This window comes from Micromonospora sp. MH33 (genome assembly GCF_003013775.1).
GTDB classification, from domain to species: domain Bacteria; phylum Actinomycetota; class Actinomycetes; order Mycobacteriales; family Micromonosporaceae; genus Micromonospora; species Micromonospora fulviviridis.
The window spans coordinates 1-6,370 of the sequence record NZ_MUYZ01000352.1 but is presented as its reverse complement, the minus strand read 5'-3'; the positions used below and the strand labels follow the sequence as shown (position 1 = coordinate 6,370).

General features: G+C 76.7%; 2 protein-coding genes. Both read left to right on the top strand.

Going from position 1 to position 6,370, the window contains the following annotated elements:
• On the top strand, positions 1-481 hold a 481-nt coding region (locus B0E53_RS31900; RefSeq protein WP_146167842.1), incomplete at its 5' end, for a phosphopantetheine-binding protein.
• On the top strand, positions 478-6,370 hold a 5,893-nt coding region (locus tag B0E53_RS31895; protein ID WP_107079369.1), incomplete at its 3' end, for a non-ribosomal peptide synthetase. The genes B0E53_RS31900 and B0E53_RS31895, both read left to right, overlap by 4 nt.

Sequence of the window (6,370 nt, the reverse complement as noted above, 5' to 3'; positions counted from 1 at the left end):
CGGCGCGGCGGCCGTGGTGGCCCGCCCCGACGGGCCGAACGGCTGGCGGCTCGCCGGCTACGCCCAGCGGGCGGCCGGCGGCGCGGTCACCGAGGCCGACCTGCGCCGCCGCCTGGAGGCCACCCTGCCGTACGCCATGATCCCGGCCGAGCTGCTCGTCCTGGACGCCCTGCCGCTGCTCGGCAACGGCAAGGTCGACCGGGCGGCGCTGCCGGAGATCCGGGCCGAGGCCACCGGCACCGCCCGGGTCGGCCCGCGCACCGACACCGAGCGGCTGATCGCCGAGGTCTGGGCCGAGCTGCTGGACCGCCCCGACATCGGCGTCGAGGACGACTTCTTCGCCCTCGGCGGCCACTCGCTGACCGCCCTGCGGGTCATCTCCCGGCTGCGGGACCGGCTGGCCGCCCCGCTCACCCTGCGCACCTTCTTCGAGGCCCGCACCATCGCCCGGCTCGCCCGGAAACTGGAGGAAACCCGATGACCGCCCTCACCCCCGCCCAGCAGGAGCTGCTCCGCCAGCGGCTCGCCGGACGCGCCGCGCCGCGTACCGCACCGGACGGGATCACCCGGGGCGACGGCACCCGCGACCTGCCGGTCTCCTTCGGGCAGGAGCGGCTGGTCTTCCTCGACCGGCTCGACGGCGCCGGCGCGGCGTACACCATCCCGGTGGCCTGGCGGCTCACCGGGCCGCTGGACCGCGACCGCCTGGACGCGGCGTTCGCCGCCCTGGTCGACCGGCACGACGCGCTGCGCACCCGGTTCAGCGTGGTCGACGGGGTGGTCCGGCAGGAGATCGTGCCCGGCTGGGCCGGCGTCGACTGGCGCGACGCGGGCGGCGCCGCCGAGGTCGCCGAGGCGGCCCGGCGGATCGCCGGGGAGCCGTTCGACCTGGCCACCGGGCCGCTGTTCCGGGTCACCGGGTGGCGGCTGGGCGCGGCCGACCACGTGGTCCTGCTGACCATGCACCACATCGTCGCCGACGGCTGGTCGATGGGCGTGCTGGTCCGCGACCTGGAGGCGCTCTACGCCGGCGAGCCCCGGCCCGAGCCGCCGGTCCGGTACGCCGACTACGCGGCCTGGCAGCGCGGTGCCGCCGGCGGCGCGCGGCTCGGCCGGGACCTGGCCTACTGGCGGGACCGGCTGGCCGGCCTGCCGCCGCTGGAACTGCCCACCGACGCCGACCGCCCGGCCCGCCGTTCCACCGCCGGCGCCACCCGCGAGTTCAGCCTGGAGCCGGTGCTCGTCGACGCGCTGGAGCGGCTGGCCAAGGAGCGCGGCGCGACCCTCTACATGGCCCTGCTGGCCGGCTTCGAGGCGGTGCTCGGCCGGCTCACCGGGCAGGTCGACTTCGGCGTCGGCACCCCGGTCGCCGGGCGGACCCGGCCCGAGGTGGAGCAGGTCGTCGGCTTCTTCGTGAACACCCTGGTGCTCCGGGCCGACCTCGGCGGGAACCCGTCCTTCGGCGAGCTGCTCGACCGGGTCCGCACCGACGCCCTCGGCGCGTACGACCACCAGGAGGCGCCCTTCGAGCGGGTCGTCGACGAGGTCAGCCCGGACCGCAGCCTGGACCGCACGCCGCTGTTCCAGGCCATGTTCAGCCTCGACGACGACGCCGACGACCGGCCCGTCCGCCTCGGCGAGGTGACCGGCGAGCGGTTCGACCTCGACCTCGACGCGGTCAAGTTCGACCTGATCCTGCAGACCGCCCGCCGCCCCGACGGGCTGGCCGGCGCGTTCTTCCACCGCGCCGACCTGTGGCGACCGGAGACGATGCGGCGCTGGGCCGCCCAGTACCGCCGGCTGCTCGAACAGGTCGTCGCCCACCCGGACACCCCGCTGTCCGACCTGGACCTGCTCCCCGACGACGAGCGGATCCGGCTCGCCGACTGGGCCGCCCCGGTGCGCGGCTACGACTCGGCCGACCTGCTGCACGAGCGGTTCGCCCGGCACGCCGCCGCCACCCCGGACGCCGTCGCCGTGGTGGCCGGCCCGGAGCGGGTCGACTACGCCACGCTGAACCGGCGGGCCAACCAGCTCGCCCACCGGCTGCGCGCGGCCGGGGTCGGGCCGGAGACGATGGTGGCGCTCTGCGTGAACCGCGACGTCGACCTGGCCGTCGGCATCCTCGGCATCCTCAAGGCCGGCGGGGCGTACGTGCCGCTGGACCCCGAGCACCCGCGCGACCGGCTGGCCTACGTGGTGGGCGACGCCGGGGTCCGGCTGGCCGTGGTGTCGCCCGGCCTCGCCGACCGGACACCGGTGGACCCGGCCGGGCTGGTCCGGCTGGACGACCCGGCGATCGCCGCCGCGCCGACCGACGACCCGGCGCCGGTCGCCACCGCCGACAACCTCGCCTACGTCATCTACACCTCCGGTTCGACCGGCCGCCCGAAGGGCGTGTGCGTGCCGCACCGGCAGGTGGTCCGCCTCCTCGACTCCTGCGTGGACGCGCTCGACCTGCGGCCCGGCGGGGTGTGGAGCCTGTTCCACTCGTACGCCTTCGACTTCTCGGTCTGGGAGCTGTGGGGGGCGCTGACCCGGGGCGGCACGGTGGTGCTGGTCGACAAGGCCACCGCCCGCGACCCGCACCGGTTCGCGGCGCTGCTGGCCGCCGAGCGGGTCACCATGCTCAGCCAGACCCCCGGCGCGTTCCGCAACCTGCGCGCCGCCCTCGGCGACCGGCCCCTCGCGGATCTCGGTGTGCGGCACGTGGTGCTCGGCGGGGAGAAGCTGGACCTGCCGGAGCTGGACGGCTGGCTCGACGGCCCGGGCGCGGGCGTGCGGCTGGTCAACATGTACGGCATCACCGAGACCACCGTCCACGTCACCCACCGCCTGGTGACCGCCGCCGACCTCGCCGGGGACGCCGTCTCGCCGATCGGCCGGGCGCTCGGCGACCTCACCGTCCACGTGCTCGACCGGCACCTGCGCCCCGTCCCGGTCGGCGCCACCGGCGAGCTGTACGTCGGCGGCGCCGGCCTGGCCCGCGGCTACCTGGGCCGCCCCGGCCTCACCGCGGACCGGTTCGTCCCCGACCCGTTCTCCACCGACCCCGGCGCCCGGCTGTACCGCACCGGCGACCGGGCCCGGCACCTGCCCGGCGGGGAGCTGGAGTACCGGGGCCGCGCCGACGACCAGGTGAAGATCCGCGGCCACCGGATCGAGCTGGGCGAGGTGGAGGCCGCGCTGCTGCGGCACGACGCCGTCGGCCAGGCCGCCGTGGTGGCCCGGGGCGAGCGCACCGGCGAGCACCGGCTGCACGCGTACCTGGTGGTCGACGGCGACCTGACCGGGGAGGAGCTGCGCCGCTGGCTGCGCGACCGGCTGCCCGAGGCCATGGTGCCGGCCACCTTCACCGTGCTGCCGGCGCTGCCGCTGACCGCCAACGGCAAGGTCGATCGCCGGGCGCTGCCCGCGGCCGAGGGCGCCACGCTGGACGCCGCCCGGGAGCACGTGCCGCCGGCCACCCCGACCGAGCGGCTGCTCGCCGAGGTGTGGTGCGCGGCGCTCGGCGCGGAGCGGGTCGGCGTCACCGACCGTTTCTTCGACCTCGGCGGCGACTCGATCCTCGCGCTGCGGGTGGTCGGGCTCGCCGAGCGGCGGGGCGTCACCGTCGCGCTGCGCGACGTCTTCGCCCACCAGGCGCTCGGCGAGCTGGCCCGGGCGGTCGACGTCGCCGCCGACCGCCGCGGCGCCACCCCGGCCGGGGACGCGCCCGTGGAGCGGTTCGCCATGGTGGCCCCGGCCGACCGGGACCGGCTGCCCGCCGGGCTGGAGGACGCGTACCCGCTGACCCGGATGCAGCAGGGCATGCTCTACGAGCTGCTCGCCGACGCGGGCAAGGGCGCGTACCACAACGTGACCAGCTTCCGGGTGCAGGAGCCGGGCGGCTTCGACGCCGCCGCCATGCAGGCCGCCGCCGACGCGGTGGTGGCCCGCTACGAGATCCTGCGCACCGGCTTCGACTGGAGCACGTACGAGGAGCCGCTGCAACTGGTGCACCCGGCCGCCGAGCTGCCGGTGGGCGTGGACGACCTGCGGGGCCTCGACGAGGCCACCCAGGCCGAGCGGGTCCGCGAGCACCTGCACGCCGAGGCGGTGCGCTGGTTCGAGCTGGCCGTGCCGCCGCTGATCCGGCTGCACGTGCACGTGCTCAACGACGCCGAGTACCGGCTCACCATCACCGACTGCCATGCCGTGCTGGACGGTTGGAGCCTCACCTCGCTCATCGCCGAGCTGGTCGACCGGCACCGCCGCGCGGTCACCGGCGCGGGGGAGGAGCCGGCCGGTGGTCCGGTGCCCCGCTTCGCCGAGTACGTCGCGCTGGAGCGCGCCGCGGTCGCCGACCCGGCCGCCCGGGCCTTCTGGGACGGCATGGTCGAGCAGTTCCCGCCGGTGCGGGTGCCGCGCTCGGTCGGCGCGGAGCCCACCGACAAGTCGACGTGTGAGGTGCTGCGCACCTACCAGCACCTCCAGGCCGGCCTCGACGCCCTCGCCGCCCGGGCCGGGGTGCCCCGCAAGACGGTGCTGTTCACCGCCTACTACCACCTGATGGGGCAGCTCGCCGACGGCGAGGCGTACTCCACCGGGTTCGCCACCAACGGCCGCCCGGAGCGGGCCGGGGCGGACGGCATGCGGGGGCTGTTCCTCAACGTGGTGCCGTTCGGGGTGCGCTCCGCCGCGACGAGCTGGCTGGGCCTGCTGCGGGACGTCTTCGCCGCCGAGCGGGAGCTGATCCCGCACCGCCGCTTCCCGCTCGCCGAACTACAGCGCGGCCGGTGGGCCGGCGAGGTGCTGGTCGACACCGCCTTCAACTACGTGCACTTCCACGCGCTGGACAGCGAGCACAAGCAGGAGATCGAGGAGATCGCCCGGACGAACTTCGGGCTGATGGTCACCACCGGTCCGCAGGGGGTCTCCTTCGAGGCGGACGCCGGCCGGATGTCCCCGGGGGAGGTGGAGCGGCTGGCCGACGCGTACTGCGCGCTGCTGGCCGAGATGGTCGCCGACCCGGAGGCCGCACCCGGCGTCCCCGTCGCGGCCGCCGCCCGCGCCGAGGCCGCCGGCCCGGCCCGGGACGACCGGAGCGTGGTGGCGATCCTGGCCGCCCAGGTCGCCGCCCACCCGGACCGGGTCGCGTTGGCCGCGGCCGACGGCCCGGTCAGCTACGCCGAGTTGGACGCGCGGGCCAACCGGGTCGCCCACCACCTGCGGCGGCGCGGCGCCGGCCCGGAGCGGATCGTCGGGCTCTGCGCCGAACGCTCCGTCGACCTGGTCGTCGGCCTGCTCGGCATCCTCAAGGCCGGGGCGGCGTACCTGCCGCTGGACCCGCGCGACCCGCGCCGCCGGCTGGAGCTGCTCGCCGCCGACACCGGCGCCGACCTGGTGCTGGTCCAGCCCGCCTGGCGGCATCTGGTGCCGGACCGGGTCGCGGTCACCCTGGCAGCGGAGACGTTCGCGGCCGAGCCGGCCGACGCGCCCGCCCCGGCGCCGGACGCCGACAACCTGGCCTGCGTGCTCTACACCTCCGGCTCCACCGGCCGGCCGAAGGGCACCGCGCTCACCCACCGGGCGATCGTCGACTCGCTGGTCGGGCAGGACTTCGTCCACCTCGGCCCCGACGAGACCGTCCTGCACCTGAGCAGCGTCAACTGGGACGCGGCGATCTTCGACATCTTCGGCCCGCTGCTGCACGGCGGCACCTGCGCGCTCTACCCGGCCGAGCCGGTCACCCCGGCCGGCATCGTCGCCGCGATCCGCCGGCACGGCGTCACCACCACCTTCCTCACCACCACCCTGTTCAACCTGGCGGTCGAGGAGTGCCTGGAGGAGCTGGGCGCGCTGCGCCAGATCTTCTTCGGCGGGGAGGCGGCGTCCGCACCGCACGTGCGGGACCTGGCCGCGCGCTGGCCGCACCTGCGCATCGTCAACGGGTACGGCCCGGTGGAGGCGACCCTGATCGTCACCGCCCAGCGGGTCCGCGAACTGCCCGCCGACGCGGTCAGCGTCCCGATCGGCCGGCCGCTGCACCGGACCACGGTGCTCGTCCTGGACGAGGCGCTGCGCCCGGCGCCGGTCGGCGTGGCCGGGGAGATCTACCTCGGCGGCGACTCGCTGGCCCGCGGCTACCTCGGGCAGCCGGGGCTCACCGCGGACCGGTTCGTCCCCGACCCGGCCGGCGGCGGCCGGCGGCTCTACCGCACCGGCGACCGGGGGCGCTGGCGCGCCGACGGCACGCTCGACTTCGGCGGCCGGGTCGACGGCCAGGTCAAGATCCGGGGCCGGCGCATCGAGCTCGGCGAGATCGAGGCGGTCCTGGCCGCCCGCCCCGACGTCGGGATGGCCGCGGTGGCCGCCCGCGTCGACCGGC